This is a genomic window from Streptomyces sp. NPDC003379 (assembly GCF_053589195.1).
In genome coordinates this window covers 106,471-121,902 of sequence record NZ_JBSFRK010000011.1, presented here as the reverse complement: position 1 = coordinate 121,902, position 15,432 = coordinate 106,471, and the positions used below count along the sequence as shown (strand labels likewise).

Genomic DNA, 15,432 nt, shown 5'->3' with positions numbered 1-15,432 from the left:
CGAGGTCTTCCGTCCTGGGGCTAGCGGTCGGGGGTGTACGGCTCCGCCATGGCGACCGCGATCCGGCGGGGCCCCGTGAACGGCTCGCGGCCGTGCGAGACCAGCATGTTGTCGATCACCAGGACGTCGTCCGCTCGGTAGTCGAAGCGGGTCGCCGCGGCTCGGTAGCAGGCCCTCAGATGGTCCATGACGTCGTCCGGGATCGGTGCGCCGTCGCCGTAGTAGGTCTGGCTGGGGAGGTTCTCCTCGCCCAGCATCTCCAGCAGCCCGAGGCGGACCGACTCCGGCAGCGTGGTGGCGTGGAAGACCGCCGTGTGGTTGAACCACACCGGCTCTCCGGTCACCGGGTGCCGGTGCACGGCCTCCCGTACCGCCCGGGTGCGCAGTCCGCCGCCGGGCAGCCACTGTGCCTCGATGCCCCGCTCCCGGCAGTACCCCTCGACCTCCGCGCGGTCCGCGGTGGCGAACGCCTCCTGCCACTCCAGGCCGACCAGGTCGCCGTAGTTGCGTACGACCGTCCAGCCGCGCCGCTCGAACTCCCGGCGCACCCCGTCGTCGACGGCGGCCAGCACCCGGCGGGTGTCGGCCAGCGGGGTGGCGCCCCGGGTGAGCGGCGGGCGCACACAGTGGAAGTACAGCGTCATGGGCCAACTGGCCTGGTACGAGTTCTCGTTGTGCAGGAAGATCTCTTCGCCGGGCGGGTAGTCGGTGGACGTGTAGATGTTCCCCTTGATCACGCTCCGCGGGGAGGAACGCTCGGTGTACGGCAGCGGCTCACCGGAGAGCGCGCGGACGATGTCCGCGAAACCGTCGGCGCCCTCCACGTCGAAGCCGCGCAGCAGCAGCGCGCCGCGTTCGCGCAGCGCGGCCCGGAGCTCTTCGCGGCCGGCGCGCAGCCGTTCGACGGCCGGCTCGCCGTGCCCCTCGACGACCAGCGGGAACATCGGGGTGCTCTCGACCGTCATGGCGGTGCCTCCGGCAGCAGCGGCAACAGCCGCCGGGCGCCGACCGCGGCGGGCTCCTCCCGGGCCGGCTCCTCGATCTCGCCGTCCGCTCCGGTCAGCACGAGGCTCATCACCCGGCCGTTCTCCGCGAAGAGGTACCGCTGCTCGGCGAGCGTGTCCAGGCGCCGCCGCAGGTCGTCCGGCCCCTCCGGCCAGTCCCGGGCCAGCTGCTCGGGCTTGGCCGGCGAGGACAGGCGGCGCAGCAGCCGGCCGGTGGCCGCGTCGACCGGACGCACCCGGAGAGTCCCGGAACGGGAGTCCCGGACCGCGAGCCGGCCGTCGTCATCGGTGACCAGCCGCAGCTCATGACGGGCCGCTCCGTCCTCCCCGTACCAGGCCGCACGCCACTGGGTGATCAGCGCGCTCAACTCGTCGTGCCACTCGACCGCGTCGAGCATGTACGGCGCCAGGTTCTGGTCGGCGAAGAAGTACGCGAGATCGGCCAGCGCCGACTCGTCGAAGGGATACGTGAGGGAGTAGTAGTCCACCGGCTTCAGGGCGAGCCCGTACTCGTCGCTCCGCTTGAAGTAGGGGCTGAAGCGGTCGAAGCGCACCATGTACACGCCGTGCGGCGGCACCAGGTGGACGAAGTCACGCATTTCCTCGACGTACTTGCGGTAAACGTCCGCTTCCTCGCCGGGGAATCCGATGAGCAGGTTCCACTCGGGCTTGATTCCGAACTCCTCGCAGTTCTTGAGGAACTGCAGGTTCTGGAAAGCGGTCGTGCCCTTGCCCATCAGTTTGAGCGTCGAGGAGGACAGCGCCTCGATGCCGGGCTGGACGACGGTGACGCCCGCGTCCGTCATGGCGCGCAGGTCCTGGCGGCTCAGCGGAAGCTTGACCTCGTAGAAGATCTCGGTCCCCGGCGGCGGGTCGAGCCGGGGGAAGACCTCGCGCGAGTAATTGCGTGGCATGACGTTGTCCGTGCAGAAAAGTGAGGTGTATTCGGGCGCGAAGCCGAACAGCCACTCGAACTGCCGGACGGCCAGGTCCGGGGCCATGGCCCGAAAGGCCATGCTTTCGCCGTTCAGTCCGCAGAAGGTGCAGTGTGAACGCTGTCCCCACCAGCAGCCGCGGGACGTCTCGAAGAACAGCATCGGTTTGCTGGTCCCCGTGCGCCGCAGTTCCGGATGACTCTCCAGCGCCTCGAAGAAACTGTCGTAGTCGGGCAGGAAGAAGTCGTCGATATCGCGTTCCGCGCCGATGGCCTTGCGGAAGCGCTGGTCCCGGCAGTTCCGCTCGGAAAGGATTCCCGGAACGGCGTCGGCGCGCTCCACGTCGTCGTCGAGCACACACCGCATGAACGCACCGAAGGTGTTCAGCGCGGGCCCGGAGAAGACGAAGTCGACGGCCGGCACATGCTCGGCGACCACCGAGCCCATGGGCGCCTCGCAGTTCGCCCCGCCGAGCACGACGAGCGTCCGCGGACTGCGCTCCTTGATCAGCCGCGCCAGAGCGATACACGGCACATGCTGGGCGAACATCGAGCTGAACCCCACGATGTCGGCCTCGGCAAGCCGGTAACGGTCGATCAGTTCCTCGCAGAAGTCCCGCAGTCCCTCCCGCGCCGACAGGATCCGCTCACGGAAGTCGGCCCATCGGGCACCCCGGTAGTAGCGCTGGAAGTACTCGGTGGCGGTGTCGGCCTCGTCGGGAAAGGCGATGTGCCGGAACAGCCAGTCCCCGATCCCTGTGTCAACATGATCGTGACTTACCGAGAGGGCCTCGTACAGACGTGTCCCGAAGAACTCGGCCATGTCCTGGTTGAGATAGCACACGCGCGCTTGCGCCTGGTCGTCGAACTCCCGGTGAACGAGAGTGGACAACTGCCCCAGGGCGAATGACGGACGATTCCAGTCGGCGAATGGCATGTTCACTAAAGCGACATGCAACAATTGCGGCCTCCCCGTGATCAATCATGGCGAGTCTAATGCGCCATGGCTTGAGTCGGCAGGGTTGTTCAGGCCAACGGGAGTTCCGACGGGCACGGGATGAGGCCCGGCCGGACCCGGGTTCTCCTCCTGCTGCCGCACAGGTGCGTTCGCCATGGTCGGACGTGTGTTCGCCGAAGATCTCGCGGGCGTGGCGGCCGGTCCTCGCGCGGGACGACGCGGTCGGGGCGGGGGATGATCCGGCCACGTGCGACAAACGCTTGAGCCGGCGGACGGAAGGGCAGTGGCCGAGCAGGCCGATACTGCCCATGACAACAGCACTCCCGCTCACCCGCGACCGACCGGGGCAGTCCGGCGGCCCACCTGCCGAGCCCACCAGGAGGTACCCGTGAAGATGCTGATCAACGTCGCCGAGACGGTCGTCGCCGACGCGCTGCGCGGCATGGCTGCCGCGCATCCCGAGTTGACGGTCGACGTCGAGAACCGCGTGATCGTCCGCAGGGACGCCCCCGTGGCGGGAAAGGTGGCCCTCGTCTCGGGCGGCGGGTCCGGGCACGAGCCTTTGCACGGAGGGTTCGTGGGGCCGGGGATGCTGTCGGCCGCCTGTCCCGGAGAGGTGTTCACCTCGCCCGTGCCGGACCAGATGGTGCGGGCCGCGGCCGCCGTGGACAGTGGTGCGGGCGTGCTGTTCGTCGTCAAGAACTACACGGGCGACGTGCTCAACTTCGACATGGCCGCGGAGCTCGCCGAGGACGAGGGCATCCAGGTCGCGAAGGTGCTCGTCGACGACGACGTGGCGGTCACCGACAGCCTCGGCACCGCCGGGCGCCGCGGCACCGGCGCCACACTCTTCGTGGAGAAGCTGGCGGGCGCCGCGGCCGACGCGGGCATGCCGCTGGAGCGGGTCGAGGCGATCGCCCGGCAGGTCAACGAGAGCGCGCGGAGTTTCGGGGTCGCGCTCGGCGCGTGCACCACGCCGGCCAAAGGCGGCCCCACCTTCGAGCTGCCCCCGGGCGAGCTGGAGTTGGGCATCGGCATCCACGGGGAGCCGGGCCGTGAGCGGCGCCCGATGATGACCTCCCGCGAGATCGCCGACTTCGCCGTGAACGCCGTACTGGAGGACCTGCGCCCGCGCAATCCCGTACTCCTGCTCGTCAACGGCATGGGGGCCACGCCCCTCCTGGAGCTCTACGGCTTCAACGCCGAGGTGCAGCGCGTACTCGTCGAGCGCGGTGTGCCCGTGGCGCGCACCCTCGTCGGCAACTACGTGACGTCGCTGGACATGGCCGGGGCGTCCGTGACGCTGTGCCAGGTCGACGAGGAGCTGCTGCGGCTGTGGGACGCGCCGGTCAGTACGGCCGCGCTGCGCTGGGGCGTCTGATAGTCCCCGTAAGTATGGGCACGCCGATCGCGCAAAGGAGAAACCCGTGCTCGACGCCGACTTCTTCCGCCACTGGCTGACGAACGCCGCCGCGGCCGTCGACCGTGAGGCGGCCCGGCTCACGGAGCTGGACTCGCCCATCGGCGACGCCGACCACGGCAGCAATCTGCGGCGCGGGTTCACCGCCGTCGCGGCCGCCCTGGAGAAGGAGGCCCCCGCCACTCCGGGCGCCGTCCTCACGCTGGCCGGGCGGCAGTTGATCTCCACCGTGGGCGGCGCGTCGGGGCCGCTCTACGGCACGCTGCTGCGCCGCACCGGCAAGGCGCTCGGTGACGCCACCGAGGTCGACGAGGCGGGGTTCGCCGAAGCGCTGCGTACCGGCGTCGACGCCGTGGCCGCGCTCGGCGGCGCCGCGCCCGGCGACAAGACGATGCTGGACGCGCTCCTCCCCGGGGTGGACGCCCTCGGCACCTCCTTCGGCGCCGCCCGGGACGCCGCGCGGGAGGGTGCTCTCGCGACGACGCCGTTGCGGGCGCGCAAGGGCCGGGCCAGCTATCTGGGCGAGCGCAGCGTCGGGCACCAGGACCCGGGCGCGACCTCCTCGGCACTGCTCTTCGAGGCGCTCGCGGAGACCGCGGGGGGCGTGGACGCGCAGCGGGACGATCATGGCTGACGGCCCGTCGGTCGACAGGCCCGGCATGGTCGGCATCGTCCTCGTGTCGCACAGCGGCCCCGTCGCCGAGGCGGTCGCCGCCCTCGCCACGGGGCTCGCCCAGGGCGGCGCCACCGCTCCCGTGGCCGCCGCCGGCGGGACGGAGGACGGGCGTCTCGGTACGAGCGCGGCGCTGATCTCGGCGGCCGCCGCGCGGGTCGACCGGGGCGTGGGCGTCGCCGTCCTGGCCGATCTCGGCAGCGCCGTCCTCACCGTGAAGGCGCTGCTGGCGGAAGGCGACGAACTTCCGGACGGCGCGTGCCTGGTGGACGCCCCGTTCGTGGAGGGCGCGGTGGCGGCCGTGGTGACCGCGTCGGCCGGCGCGGACCTCGCCGCGGTCGCGGCTGCGGCCACGGAGGCGTACGGCTACCGCAAGGCGTGACCCCTGACCCGTGAGCCACCGGTGCTTCCCGGCCCGCCGGAACCGACTCCGCACCGCCCACCCCTTGATGTGGCCCCGTCAGCTGTGTCAAATAGGTCCGGACCAATGCCGTCGAGTGGAAGGCAGCCCCGTGCGACGGACCCCCCAGCTGTCCACCCCCCTGACCTCCCTGTCCTCCCTGTCCTCCATGACCTCCATGACCCTGCTGACCGTCATCGCCGTGGCGGCGCTGAGCGGTTGCGCGTGGACCGGCCAGGACGACCGGCGGGACACCACGCCTCCCGCGGCACCCCGAGGCCTCACCGTGCAGGCGGGCAGCGCCACCACCGCCCACGTCATGTGGAACCAGGCCACCGACGACACCGAGGTCACCGGCTACGACGTGTACCGCGACGCCAAGAAGGTCAAGGCGGTGCCGGGCAGGAAGCACATGGTGGACATCGTGGGCCTGAAGCCGTCGACCACGTACGCCTTCACCGTGCGCGCCCGCGACGCCGAGGGGAACGTCAGCCCGGACAGCAGGAAGCTGTCCGTCACGACGCCCGCCGCGGCCGCCGCCGACCGCAAGCCTCCGACGAGGCCCGCACGGCTGCGGGGCGAGGCCGAGGGGAGCCGGTCGGCGATGCTGTCCTGGGGGAAGTCGTCGGACAACCGGGGCGTGGCCTCGTACGAGATCCATCAGGGCGCCTCGAAGATCCACAGCGTGGGCGGCGGGCAGACCGCGACGCTGGTCACGGGGTTGCGGCCCGGCACCGGCTACACGTTCACGGTCAAGGCGCGCGACGCCGCCGACAACTTCTCGCCCGCGAGCCGCGAGGTCCGTCTCACGACCGCCGCGGGCAAGGACTCGGGGCGCGGCACGGCGCCCACCGGGTTCCGTGCCGCGACGCACCGCGCCGACGGGGCGTACTACATCGATCTGTCCTGGGCGCCGCCACGGACGGGCGGCGCGGTGACGGAGTACCAGATCCGGCTGGACGGCCGCACCGCCACCTCTCTCGTCTTCGGCGGCACGCCGCCACGGGGCAGGGCCGAGCACAGCTTCTACATCGGCAGGAAGGCCGGGGAGCGGCACAAGGTGCGGATCCGCCCCAAGCTGCCGGACGGGACGTGGGGCGCCTACTCCCCCGAGCGGACCGTCACCACGGGCTGAGCCGGAGCGGCACCGGTCCGGCACGCAGGTGACGGCCGGTCAGCTGCGCCGGACGAAGGATTCCGTCACCTGCCCGGAGGCAGTCCGCATGCGGTCCTCGCCCGCTCCACGTTGGCTCTTCGTCAGATGGCACGGGCGTTCCCCGATCCCGCGGCGGCGCATGGGTTGTACCGCCTCCCGTGCCACCGGAGGGCAGACTCATGCGTACTACTCAGATATATGTCCGGGCCGGCCTGACTGTCGCCGCCGCCGCGCTGCCGTGGGGGCTTGCCGCTCCCTCGGCGTTCGCGGGCGGCGGGATCTCCGTCACCGCCTCCGGGTCCACCGTGCAGGTCACCACCGCCGCGTGCGCCACCGGCGGAACGGCCTCACTGATGGGCAACGGCAACGCGAGCTTCGCCGGAGGCCGGCAGGTGCAGCTGACGAACGGCAGCGGCACCTGGCGGAATGTCAGCGCCGGCACCTACACGGTCCTGGTCGCCTGCCAGGACGGCTCGCAGGCCGGGCCTCAGACCGTCACCGTCGGCGGCACGCCGACGGCCTCCTCGACCGCCGCGCCCTCGCGTGGCGTCCGGGGTGGACTCGGGGGCGGTTCTGAGGACCGGGGCACGCTCACGCTCGTCACCGGCGGGACCCTGGTCGCCGCGGTGGCCGCGGGCGGCGGCGTCTGGTACCTGCGCCGACGAGGCGCGGACCACCGGATCTGATCCCGGGTCCGGAGCAACAGGGGCATCAACGGCTGCCGCCCACCCGGCATCACTCCGGGTGGGCGGCTGCCGCCACGTGGCCCCCGCCAGATGGACGTCGATACATGCACATCGGCACATGGACGTCGACACATGGCTAAGGCGCTTCCAGCTCCTCGATCGTCCGTGTGAGCCACTGCGTCCAGAACGTCTCCAGGTCGATGCCCGCGCGCAGGACCACATGGCGCAGCCGGTCCTCCACGGCGTCCTTCTCCGGCGGGAAGTCCCGCCGCTCGATCTCCTCGTACTCCGCCAACTGCCGCCTGTGCAGGTCGAGATGGCGGTGCAGGTCCTCCTGGATGCCGTCCGTGCCGACGACCGCGGCGGCGCGCAGGCGCAGCAGCAGGATGTCGCGCATCGGCTTCGGGTCCTGGCTCGTCGCGGTCCAGCGGGCCAGTTCGGCGCGGCCCGCGGGCAGCACCTCGTACTCCTTCTTCTGCCCGCGTGTCGCCCCCTGCCGCGGCAGCGCGCGGATCGCCCCCTCGCGCTCCAGTCTGCCCAGCTCGCGGTAGATCTGCTGGTGCGTGGCCGACCAGAAGTAGCCGATCGACTTGTCGAACCTGCGGGTCAGTTCGAGCCCCGACGACGGCTTCTCCAGGAGGGCGGTGAGGATCGCGTGCGGGAGTGACATGGGGGCAATCCTAGGGAAGGGCGGGGAACGGGCTCACAGGGCCGCGGCCAGCTCCGTGCCCTGCTTGATGGCGCGCTTGGCGTCCAGCTCGGCGGCGACGTCCGCGCCTCCGATGAGGTGCACGCCGCGCCGGGCGGCGAGCAGCTCCTCGTACAGGCCGCGGCGCGGTTCCTGGCCGGTGCACAGGACGACGGTGTCGACGGGGATCACGGAGGAGACGCCGTCGACGGTGATGTGCAGGCCCGCGTCGTCGATGAGGTCGTAGCTCGCGCCCGCCACCATCGCGACGCCGCGGTGGCGCAGTTCGGTGCGGTGGATCCAGCCCGTGGTCTTGCCGAGGCCCTGGCCGACCTTGGACGTCTTGCGCTGGAGCAGGTGGACGGTGCGCGGCGGCGTGGGCCGCTCGGGCTCCGTCAGGCCGCCGCGCCCGCGGTAGTCCATGTCGACGCCCCACTGGCGGAAGTACGCCGCCGGGTCGAGGCTCGCCTTCTCGCCGCCGTCGGTGAGGTACTCGGCGACGTCGAAGCCGATGCCGCCCGCGCCGATGATCGCGACCCGCTCCCCCACGGGCGCGCCGTCGCGCAGCACGTCGAGGTAGCTGACGACGCTGGGGTGGTCGACGCCGGGGATCTCGGGGGTGCGGGGGGTGACGCCGGTGGCGACGACCACATCGTCGTACGCCGCCTCCTTCAGGTCGTCGGCGGTGACGACGGTGTTCAACTCGACGCGTACGCCGCGCAGTTCCAGCTGGGTGCGGAAGTAGCGCAGGGTCTCGTCGAACTCCTCCTTGCCGGGGACCTTGCGGGCGACGTTGAGCTGCCCGCCGATCTCGGAGGCGGCGTCGAAGAGCGTCACGTCGTGGCCGCGTTCGGCCGCCGAGACGGCGAAGGCGAGCCCGGCGGGGCCCGCGCCGACGACGGCGACGCTCTTCTTGGCGCGGGTCGGCGAGAGCACGAGTTCGGTCTCGTGGCAGGCGCGCGGGTTCACCAGGCAGGAGGTGATCTGGAGGTTGAAGGTGTGGTCCAGGCATGCCTGGTTGCAGCCGATGCAGGTGTTGATCGTGTCGGACCGCTCGGCCTTCGCCTTGGTGACGAAGTCGGGGTCGGCGAGGAGCGGGCGGGCCAGGGACACCATGTCGGCGGCGCCGTCAGCGAGCAGCTGCTCGGCGAGCTCGGGGGTGTTGATGCGGTTGGTGGTGACGAGCGGCACGGAGACCTCGCCCATCACCTTCTTCGTGACGAACGTGTACGCGCCGCGCGGCACCGACGTGGCGATGGTGGGGATGCGTGCCTCGTGCCAGCCGATGCCGGTGTTGATGATCGTGGCGCCCGCGGCCTCGATCTCCTTGGCGAGGTGGATGACCTCGTCGAGGGTGGAGCCGCCGGGGACCAGGTCGAGCATGGAGAGGCGGTAGATGATGATGAAGTCCGCGCCGACGCGCTCGCGGGTGCGGCGGACGATCTCGACGGGGAAGCGGATGCGGTTCTCGTAGGCGCCGCCCCAGCGGTCGGTGCGCCGGTTGGTGGGGGCCGCGACGAACTCGTTGATCAGATAGCCCTCGGAGCCCATGACCTCGACGCCGTCGTATCCGGCGAGCCTGGCCAGCTCGGCGGCGCGCACGAAGTCCTCGATGGTCTGCTCGACCTCGTCGTCGGTGAGTTCGCGGGGCACGAAGGGGCTGATGGGCGCCTGGAGGGCGCTCGGCGCGACGAGGTCCTGGTGGTAGGCGTACCGCCCGAAGTGCAGGATCTGCATCGCGATCCGGCCGCCCTCGGCGTGCACGGCGGCGGTGACGCCCGCGTGCTGCTCCGCCTCGGCCTCGGTGGTCATCCTGGCGCCGCCCTCGTAGGGGCGCCCCGCGTCGTTCGGGGCGATGCCGCCGGTGACGATGAGGCCGACGCCGCCGCGCGCGCGGGTCGCGTAGAACTCCGCCATGCGCTCGAACCCGTTCGGCGCCTCCTCCAGGCCCACGTGCATGGAGCCCATGAGGACCCGGTTGGGCAGGGTGGTGAAGCCCAGGTCAAGTGGGTTCAGCAGGTTCGGGTAACGGCTCATGCGGCCCCTCCGTACGCGGTGTCTACAGGACAGTTGTAGACGACGCGCGCAGCGTTGTGCAACTAGTTGCATAAAGCGTGAGCGGTGTCTCATGGCGGCCGGGTCCCGACCGGTGAGCGCGGTGTCCGAATCCCGCCAGCCGCACCCTCGCGCGGGACGCAGACTGGACTCCAGTCACAGAACGCCGGAGGAGAGTCCGATGACCGTCCACACGACGATCGACAGCCCGCTGGGCGAGCTGCTGCTGGTGGGCGAGGCGTCGCCCACCGCCAAGGGCGGCACCGCGCTCGCCTCGCTGTCCATGCCGGGCCAGAAGGGCGCGGCCGTCGTCCGCGACGGCTGGGCCCGCGACGACGAGGCGTTCACGGCGATCACCTCGCAGCTGCGTTCGTACTTCGCCGGGAGCCTGACCCACTTCGACATCGAGTACGCCGTCGGGGCGGGCACCCCCTTCCAGCGCAAGGTCTGGGAGGCCCTGGACACGCTGGCCTACGGCACCACGACCACCTATGGACGCCTCGCCGAACAGCTGGGCCTGTCCCGCGCCGCCGTCCGCGCCCTGGGTACGGCCATCGGCCGCAACCCACTGCTCGTCGTGCGCCCCTGCCACCGGGTGATCGGCGCCGACGGCTCCCTGACCGGGTACGCGGGCGGCCTGGAGCGCAAGCGACACCTCCTCGACCTGGAGGCGGCGTGACCACCGCGCCGCCGAGCTCCACGACGACGCGGCCCGCTTCCGCTCCACGGTCGACATGGCGCGGCACCGCTGCCGTGGCCCGGGACTGGGCCGCCCGCCTGGGCCGCCCGGCCCCCTGGCCCGACTCCCTGGAGAAGTGGCTGGCGCGGTGCCACGCGGCGGGCCCGCTCCAGGTCGTCATCGGCCTGGACGAGCAGGGCGCCGACTACACCGGCGGCGAGTTCCCGCTCGCGCAGGTCCCTGGGGCTGGTCTTCCACGAGGCGGCCCAGTGGTGCCGCGCCGGCTCTCACTCATGTGGATGACCTGACGGCTGGCCGGGCGGGGGACAGGGCACATATGGCCCGACCGCCGGACCTCGGCCACGTACAGGAGCACTCATGCAGACGTCGGCAACCTCGACCGCCTCGACCGCCTCGGCCACCGCTACCGCGACCGCGACCGCCAAGGGGCACATCTTCACCATGCTGGATGTGGACGGGGACGGAGTCATCTCCCGTCAGGAGTACCTCGCGCGTCCCCGTCGCGCGGCGACCGCCCTGGGACGCGACCAGGACGACCGGCTGGTCGTGGCCGCCCTCGCGGCGCACGAGCGCGTGTTCGCGTCGATGGACGCGGACGGTGACGGCCGGGTCACCTTCGAGGAGTACGCGACGTGGGCGGGCGGCGAAGCCTTCGACGACGTCTGCCGGCAGGCGCTCGGGTCACTGTTCGACCTCGCCGACACCGACGCCGACGGAAACCTGGACCGGGCCCGGTTCACCCGGCTCCGTGCGGCGCTGGGCAACCCGGCCGACAGCGCCGATTCGGCGTTCGACGCGCTGGACACCGACGGCGACGGACGCGTGAGCCGGGACGAGTATCTCGCGTCGATTCGCGCCTACGTCGTCGAGGGAGTCTCGCCCATGGCCGAAGCCCTGCACACGAGCGGCAGCCGCTAGCGGGCGGCGGAGGCCTGCGGCCACGTCCAGTCGGCGACCTCGGGCAGGTCCGTGCCGTGCTCGCGGATCCACGCGTGGTGGCGGGTGCGGGCGTCGGTCATCGCCTGGCGGACGGTCGTGGCGCGGACGGCGAGGCCGGGGACCCGGTCGATGACGTCCATGACCAGGCGGTAGCGGTCCAGGTCGTTGCGGACGACCATGTCGAAGGGCGTGGTCGTCGTACCGGCCTCCTTGTAGCCGCGCACGTGCAGGTTCGCGTGGCCGGCGCGGCGGTAGGCGAGGCGGTGGATCAGCCACGGGTAGCCGTGGTAGGCGAAGATCACCGGCCGGTCCCGGGTGAAGAGCGCGTCGTACTCGGAGGCGGGCATGCCGTGCGGGTGTTCCTCGCGGGGCATGAGGCGAGCGATGTCGACGACGTTCACGACGCGGACGGCGAGTTCGGGCAGCAGCTCCCGCAGCAGACCCGCCGCGGCGAGGACCTCCTGCGTCGGCACGTCCCCCGCGCAGGCCAGGACCACGTCGGGATCGCGCGAGCCGTCGTCCGTGCCCGCCCACTCCCAGACGCCGGCGCCGCGCGCGCAGTGGGCGCGGGCGTCGTCGAGGGAGAGCCAGTCGAAGCAGGGCTGCTTCCCGGCGACGACCACGTTGACGTAGTCGCGGCTGCCCAGGACGTGCTCGGTCACCGAGAGCAGGGTGTTGGCGTCCGGCGGCAGGTAGACGCGTACGACATCGGGGCTCTTGTTGAGCACGTGGTCCACGAAGCCCGGGTCCTGGTGCGAGAAGCCGTTGTGGTCCTGGCGCCACACGTGCGAGGTGAGCAGGTAGTTCAGGGACGGCACGGGCGCGCGCCAGGGCAGGGACCGTGAGGTCTTCAGCCACTTGATGTGCTGGTTGACCATGGAGTCGACGATGTGGACGAACGCTTCGTAGCAGGAGAACAGGCCGTGCCGGCCGGTGAGGGTGTAACCCTCCAGCCAGCCCTGGCAGAGGTGTTCGGAGAGGACCTCCATCACGCGGCCGTCGGGGGCGAGGTGCTCGTCGGTGTCGAGGGTCCGCTCCTGCCACGCCTTGCCGGTGGCGTCGTAGAGAGCCCCGAGGCGGTTGGACTCGGTCTCGTCGGGCCCCACGACCCGGAAGTCACGCCGCCGCGCGGTGTCGGCCATGACCCGGGCGAGCATGCCGCCCGCGACCCGGGTCGGCTCGTGCGAGGTCGCGCCGGGACGGTCGACGGGGACGGCGAAGTCCTCCAGCGGCGGCAGCGGCAGCGGACGGCTGAGCAGGCCGCCGTTGGCGTGCCGGGTCGCGCCCAGCCGGCGCTCGCCCTCGGGCACGCACGACAGGACCTCCGGAGCGGGGGTGCCGTCCGCGCCGAAGAGTTCCTGGGGGCCGTAGGAGCGCAGCCACTGCTCCAACTGCCGCAGGTGCTCCGGGTTCTCGCGGACCTTGGAGAGCGGCACCTGATGGGAGCGCCACGTGTTCTCGACGGGCTCTCCGTCCACGCTCTCCGGGCCCGTCCAGCCCTTGGGGGTGCGCAACACGATCACGGGCCAGCGGTGGCGGCTGTGCGTGCCGCCGCTGCGGGCGGCCCGCTGGAGGGCGGAGATGCGGTCCAGCGCCTGGTCCATGGCCTCGGCCATTGTCTGGTGGACCGTGAGCGGGTCGTCACCGGCGACGTACAGGGGCTCGTGGCCGTACCCCTTGAGCAGCGCGTCGAGTTCGGCGTCGGGGAGCCGGGCGAGCAGCGTCGGGTTGGCGATCTTGTAGCCGTTGAGGTGGAGGATCGGCAGGACGGCGCCGTCGTGCACGGGGTCGAGGAACTTGTTGGAGTGCCAGGAGCCGGCCAGCGGCCCGGTCTCCGCCTCGCCGTCGCCGATCACGCACGCCACGACCAGGTCCGGGTTGTCGAAGGCCGCTCCGTAGGCGTGTGCGAGGGAGTAGCCCAGCTCGCCGCCCTCGTGGATCGAGCCGGGCGTCTCGGGCGCGACATGGCTCGGCACGCCGCCGGGGAACGAGAACTGGCGGAACAGCCGCGCCATGCCCTCCGCGTCCCGGGTCACGGCCGGATACGTCTGCGTGTAGCTGCCCTCCAGCCAGGAGTTGGCGAGCACGGCGGGCCCGCCGTGGCCGGGGCCCCACACGCACAGCGCGTCCAGATCGCGCTCCTTGATGACGCGGTTGAGGTGGGTGTGGACGAGGTTGAGGCCGGGCGAGGTGCCCCAGTGGCCGAGGAGGCGCGGCTTGATGTGCTCGGGCCGCAGCGGTTCGGTCAGCAGAGGGTTGCTCATCAGGTAGATCTGCCCGACGGACAGGTAGTTCGCGGCACGCCAGTGCGCGTCGAGTGCCGCCAGGTCTTCCTTCGCCATGGGCGCCATGAGGGTCTCCTCGCGAGGGTCGCGGGTGTGGCGGGATCCGGGGGTACGTGGCCTCCGGGGTACGTGGCTGGGGCGCGGGTTCCACAAGAGCGCCGGGTCAGTCGTCGGAACGGACCGGCCCGGCATTCTCCCCCAGACGCTGCCACCGCCCGGGGGCCACCGCGAGCGCGGGGAGAGCCGTTCGGCCCCGCCCCCGGAACGCGGGCGGGGTTCGACAGCGATCAGTGGCGCTCAGAGCCTGTTCTGAACCCCCGCCTGCTCAGCGGTGGCCCTTCACCGCCCGCAGCACCACGAACTTCGGATCGCTCGCCACGACGTCCGCGTTGCCGAAGAGCTTGCGGAGCTTCACGTGGTAGCCGAGGTGGCGGTTGCCGATGACCCACAGTTCGCCGCCGGGGCGCAGCGCGGCGCGCGCACCGCTGAACATGCGCCAGGCGGTCGCGCCCGTCGTGGCCTGGTGGCTGTGGAAGGGCGGGTTGTTCAGGACCAGGTCCACCGTCCCCGGCGGTACGGCGGTGAGCGCGTCGCCCGCCACGAACTCGGCCTTGGCGCCTTCGGCGGCGTTGGCCCGGAAGGTGGCCTCGGCGGAGGCGACGGCCTGGAACGACTCGTCGATGAAGGTGACCGTGGCGTCGGGGTCGGCGACGGACGCGGCGGTGCCGAGCACTCCATTGCCGCAGCCCAGGTCCACGACGTGGGCGCCGCCGCGGGCGCGCGGCAGATGCTTCAGGAAGAAGCGGGTGCCGATGTCGAGGCGGTCGGCGCAGAAGATGCCGGCGTGGTTGACGACGGTCAGGCCGGCGCCCGCCCCGGAGTCGGCGGGCAGCACATAACGGCCCGGCCAGGGCGTCGGCCCCGGGGCGCGTGCCGGGTCCGGGGTGCTGAAGACGAGCCGTGCCTTCTGCCGGGCGAGGGAGGTCCTGGTCGGGCCGACGAGCCGCTCGAAGAGCTCCAGCGTCGAGGTGTGGATCTCGGTGACCATGCCGGCGCCGACGACGACGGTGCCTTCGTGCAGGGCGGGCGCCAGCCGGTGGAGCTGGTCCTCCAGGAGCGCGAGGCTCTTCGGTACGCGAATCAGGAGTACGTCGATACGGGCGGGCGGAGTGTCCCTGGTGGTCAGGAGCCGCGCCGCGTCCGGCGCGTGGCCCGCCCGCGCCAGGTTGGCCCGTGTGGCCTCCTGTGCGAGGAAGGAGTCGGTGATCTGCACCGGCACGCGCGCGTGGCCCGCGAGCACGGTGGTCAGCGCCCCCCACCGGTCGCCGACGACGGCCACGGTGCCGGTGAGGTCGACGGCCGGCGTCTCTTCCTCCCCGGCTTCCCCGGCCAGGTGCCGCAGCAGATAGGCGTCGGCCGCCGACCAGGCGCGCAGCTGGTCGCGGGGGTCCTCCGGGAAGCGGGTGAGGTCGTACGCGCCCCATGACGTGCTCAAACGGTTCATCGTGCCCTCAGGCTAACGGAGGTCCCACGG

The 15,432-nt window shown here is 71.8% G+C and carries 14 protein-coding genes; 8 read left to right on the top strand and 6 right to left on the bottom strand.

Annotated elements, in window-relative coordinates; translation table 11 throughout:
* Positions 1-20: 20 nt before the first annotated feature.
* Together ACWDVB_RS13015 and ACWDVB_RS13010 are read right to left on the bottom strand one after the other, a co-directional pair.
* Positions 21-965 (bottom strand): TauD/TfdA family dioxygenase, encoded by a 945-nt coding sequence (locus ACWDVB_RS13015; protein WP_451513573.1) that lies wholly within the window; start codon positions 963-965, stop codon positions 21-23.
* Complete coding sequence (locus ACWDVB_RS13010) at positions 962-2,881, bottom strand: RiPP maturation radical SAM C-methyltransferase (RefSeq protein WP_451513819.1); 1,920 nt, start codon at positions 2,879-2,881, stop codon at positions 962-964. The genes ACWDVB_RS13015 and ACWDVB_RS13010 overlap by 4 nt, the downstream gene beginning before the upstream one ends.
* Before the next feature lie 403 nt (positions 2,882-3,284).
* On the opposite strand from ACWDVB_RS13010, the gene dhaK reads away from it, so the two are divergent.
* The 5 genes from dhaK (at position 3,285) to ACWDVB_RS12985 (ending at position 7,231) form a co-directional block, all read left to right on the top strand.
* Entirely contained in the window at positions 3,285-4,277 is a 993-nt protein-coding gene (gene dhaK / locus ACWDVB_RS13005) for a dihydroxyacetone kinase subunit DhaK (RefSeq protein WP_451513574.1), read from the top strand.
* A gap of 46 nt (positions 4,278-4,323) precedes the next feature.
* Positions 4,324-4,950, top strand: coding sequence for a dihydroxyacetone kinase subunit DhaL (gene dhaL, locus ACWDVB_RS13000; RefSeq protein ID WP_451513575.1), 627 nt, complete (start codon positions 4,324-4,326; stop codon positions 4,948-4,950).
* Complete coding sequence (locus tag ACWDVB_RS12995) at positions 4,943-5,371, top strand: PTS-dependent dihydroxyacetone kinase phosphotransferase subunit DhaM (RefSeq protein WP_451513576.1); 429 nt, start codon at positions 4,943-4,945, stop codon at positions 5,369-5,371. Before dhaL ends, ACWDVB_RS12995 begins: the two co-directional genes overlap by 8 nt.
* A gap of 187 nt (positions 5,372-5,558) precedes the next feature.
* Entirely contained in the window at positions 5,559-6,524 is a 966-nt protein-coding gene (locus ACWDVB_RS12990; RefSeq protein WP_451513820.1) for a fibronectin type III domain-containing protein, read from the top strand.
* A 200-nt stretch (positions 6,525-6,724) separates the two neighbouring features.
* The gene (locus tag ACWDVB_RS12985) at positions 6,725-7,231 is read left to right on the top strand and encodes a hypothetical protein (protein WP_451513577.1); all 507 of its coding nucleotides are present in this window, start codon (positions 6,725-6,727) and stop codon (positions 7,229-7,231) included.
* A 136-nt stretch (positions 7,232-7,367) separates the two neighbouring features.
* Here ACWDVB_RS12985 and ACWDVB_RS12980 read toward each other — a convergent pair whose 3' ends face one another.
* Both ACWDVB_RS12980 and ACWDVB_RS12975 read right to left on the bottom strand, forming a co-directional pair.
* Complete coding sequence (locus ACWDVB_RS12980) at positions 7,368-7,901, bottom strand: PadR family transcriptional regulator (RefSeq protein ID WP_451513578.1); 534 nt, start codon at positions 7,899-7,901, stop codon at positions 7,368-7,370.
* A gap of 33 nt (positions 7,902-7,934) precedes the next feature.
* Entirely contained in the window at positions 7,935-9,956 is a 2,022-nt protein-coding gene (locus tag ACWDVB_RS12975; protein WP_451513579.1) for an oxidoreductase, read from the bottom strand.
* Positions 9,957-10,155: 199 nt separating this feature from the next.
* Between ACWDVB_RS12975 and ACWDVB_RS12970 the strand changes: the two genes are divergently transcribed.
* From ACWDVB_RS12970 to ACWDVB_RS12960, 3 genes are all read left to right on the top strand, one after another.
* On the top strand, positions 10,156-10,653 hold the full coding sequence (locus ACWDVB_RS12970) for a methylated-DNA--[protein]-cysteine S-methyltransferase (RefSeq protein ID WP_451513580.1): 498 nt from the start codon (positions 10,156-10,158) through the stop codon (positions 10,651-10,653).
* Entirely contained in the window at positions 10,650-10,961 is a 312-nt protein-coding gene (locus ACWDVB_RS12965; protein ID WP_451513581.1) for a 2OG-Fe(II) oxygenase, read from the top strand. The genes ACWDVB_RS12970 and ACWDVB_RS12965 overlap by 4 nt, the downstream gene beginning before the upstream one ends.
* Positions 10,962-11,031: 70 nt before the next feature.
* Positions 11,032-11,592: an EF-hand domain-containing protein gene (locus ACWDVB_RS12960; RefSeq protein WP_451513582.1), complete on the top strand. Its 561-nt coding sequence runs from the start codon at positions 11,032-11,034 to the stop codon at positions 11,590-11,592.
* On the opposite strand, the gene ACWDVB_RS12955 is transcribed toward ACWDVB_RS12960, so the two are convergent.
* The gene (locus ACWDVB_RS12955) at positions 11,589-13,955 is read right to left on the bottom strand and encodes a phosphoketolase family protein (protein WP_451513821.1); all 2,367 of its coding nucleotides are present in this window, start codon (positions 13,953-13,955) and stop codon (positions 11,589-11,591) included. The two genes, ACWDVB_RS12960 and ACWDVB_RS12955, sit on opposite strands and share 4 nt — an antisense overlap.
* Before the next feature lie 268 nt (positions 13,956-14,223).
* Positions 14,224-15,402 carry a methyltransferase gene (locus ACWDVB_RS12950; protein WP_451513583.1) on the bottom strand — a complete coding sequence of 393 codons (1,179 nt, stop codon included), beginning with the start codon at positions 15,400-15,402 and terminating at the stop codon, positions 14,224-14,226.
* Positions 15,403-15,432: the final 30 nt, after the last annotated feature.

Excerpts from the sequence above, each read along its gene's own strand:
- ACWDVB_RS12995 (WP_451513576.1), top strand. The coding sequence starts at position 4,943 with ATGGCTGACGGCCCGTCGGTCGACAGGCCCGGCATGGTCGGCATCGTC.
- ACWDVB_RS12980 (WP_451513578.1), bottom strand. The coding sequence starts at position 7,901 with ATGTCACTCCCGCACGCGATCCTCACCGCCCTCCTGGAGAAGCCGTCG.
- ACWDVB_RS12950 (WP_451513583.1), bottom strand. The coding sequence starts at position 15,402 with ATGAACCGTTTGAGCACGTCATGGGGCGCGTACGACCTCACCCGCTTC.
- ACWDVB_RS12985 (WP_451513577.1), top strand. The coding sequence starts at position 6,725 with ATGCGTACTACTCAGATATATGTCCGGGCCGGCCTGACTGTCGCCGCC.
- ACWDVB_RS12955 (WP_451513821.1), bottom strand. The coding sequence starts at position 13,955 with ATGGCGAAGGAAGACCTGGCGGCACTCGACGCGCACTGGCGTGCCGCG.
- ACWDVB_RS12990 (WP_451513820.1), top strand. The coding sequence starts at position 5,559 with ATGACCTCCATGACCCTGCTGACCGTCATCGCCGTGGCGGCGCTGAGC.
- ACWDVB_RS13015 (WP_451513573.1), bottom strand. The coding sequence starts at position 965 with ATGACGGTCGAGAGCACCCCGATGTTCCCGCTGGTCGTCGAGGGGCAC.
- ACWDVB_RS12960 (WP_451513582.1), top strand. The coding sequence starts at position 11,032 with ATGCAGACGTCGGCAACCTCGACCGCCTCGACCGCCTCGGCCACCGCT.
- ACWDVB_RS12970 (WP_451513580.1), top strand. The coding sequence starts at position 10,156 with ATGACCGTCCACACGACGATCGACAGCCCGCTGGGCGAGCTGCTGCTG.
- ACWDVB_RS12975 (WP_451513579.1), bottom strand. The coding sequence starts at position 9,956 with ATGAGCCGTTACCCGAACCTGCTGAACCCACTTGACCTGGGCTTCACC.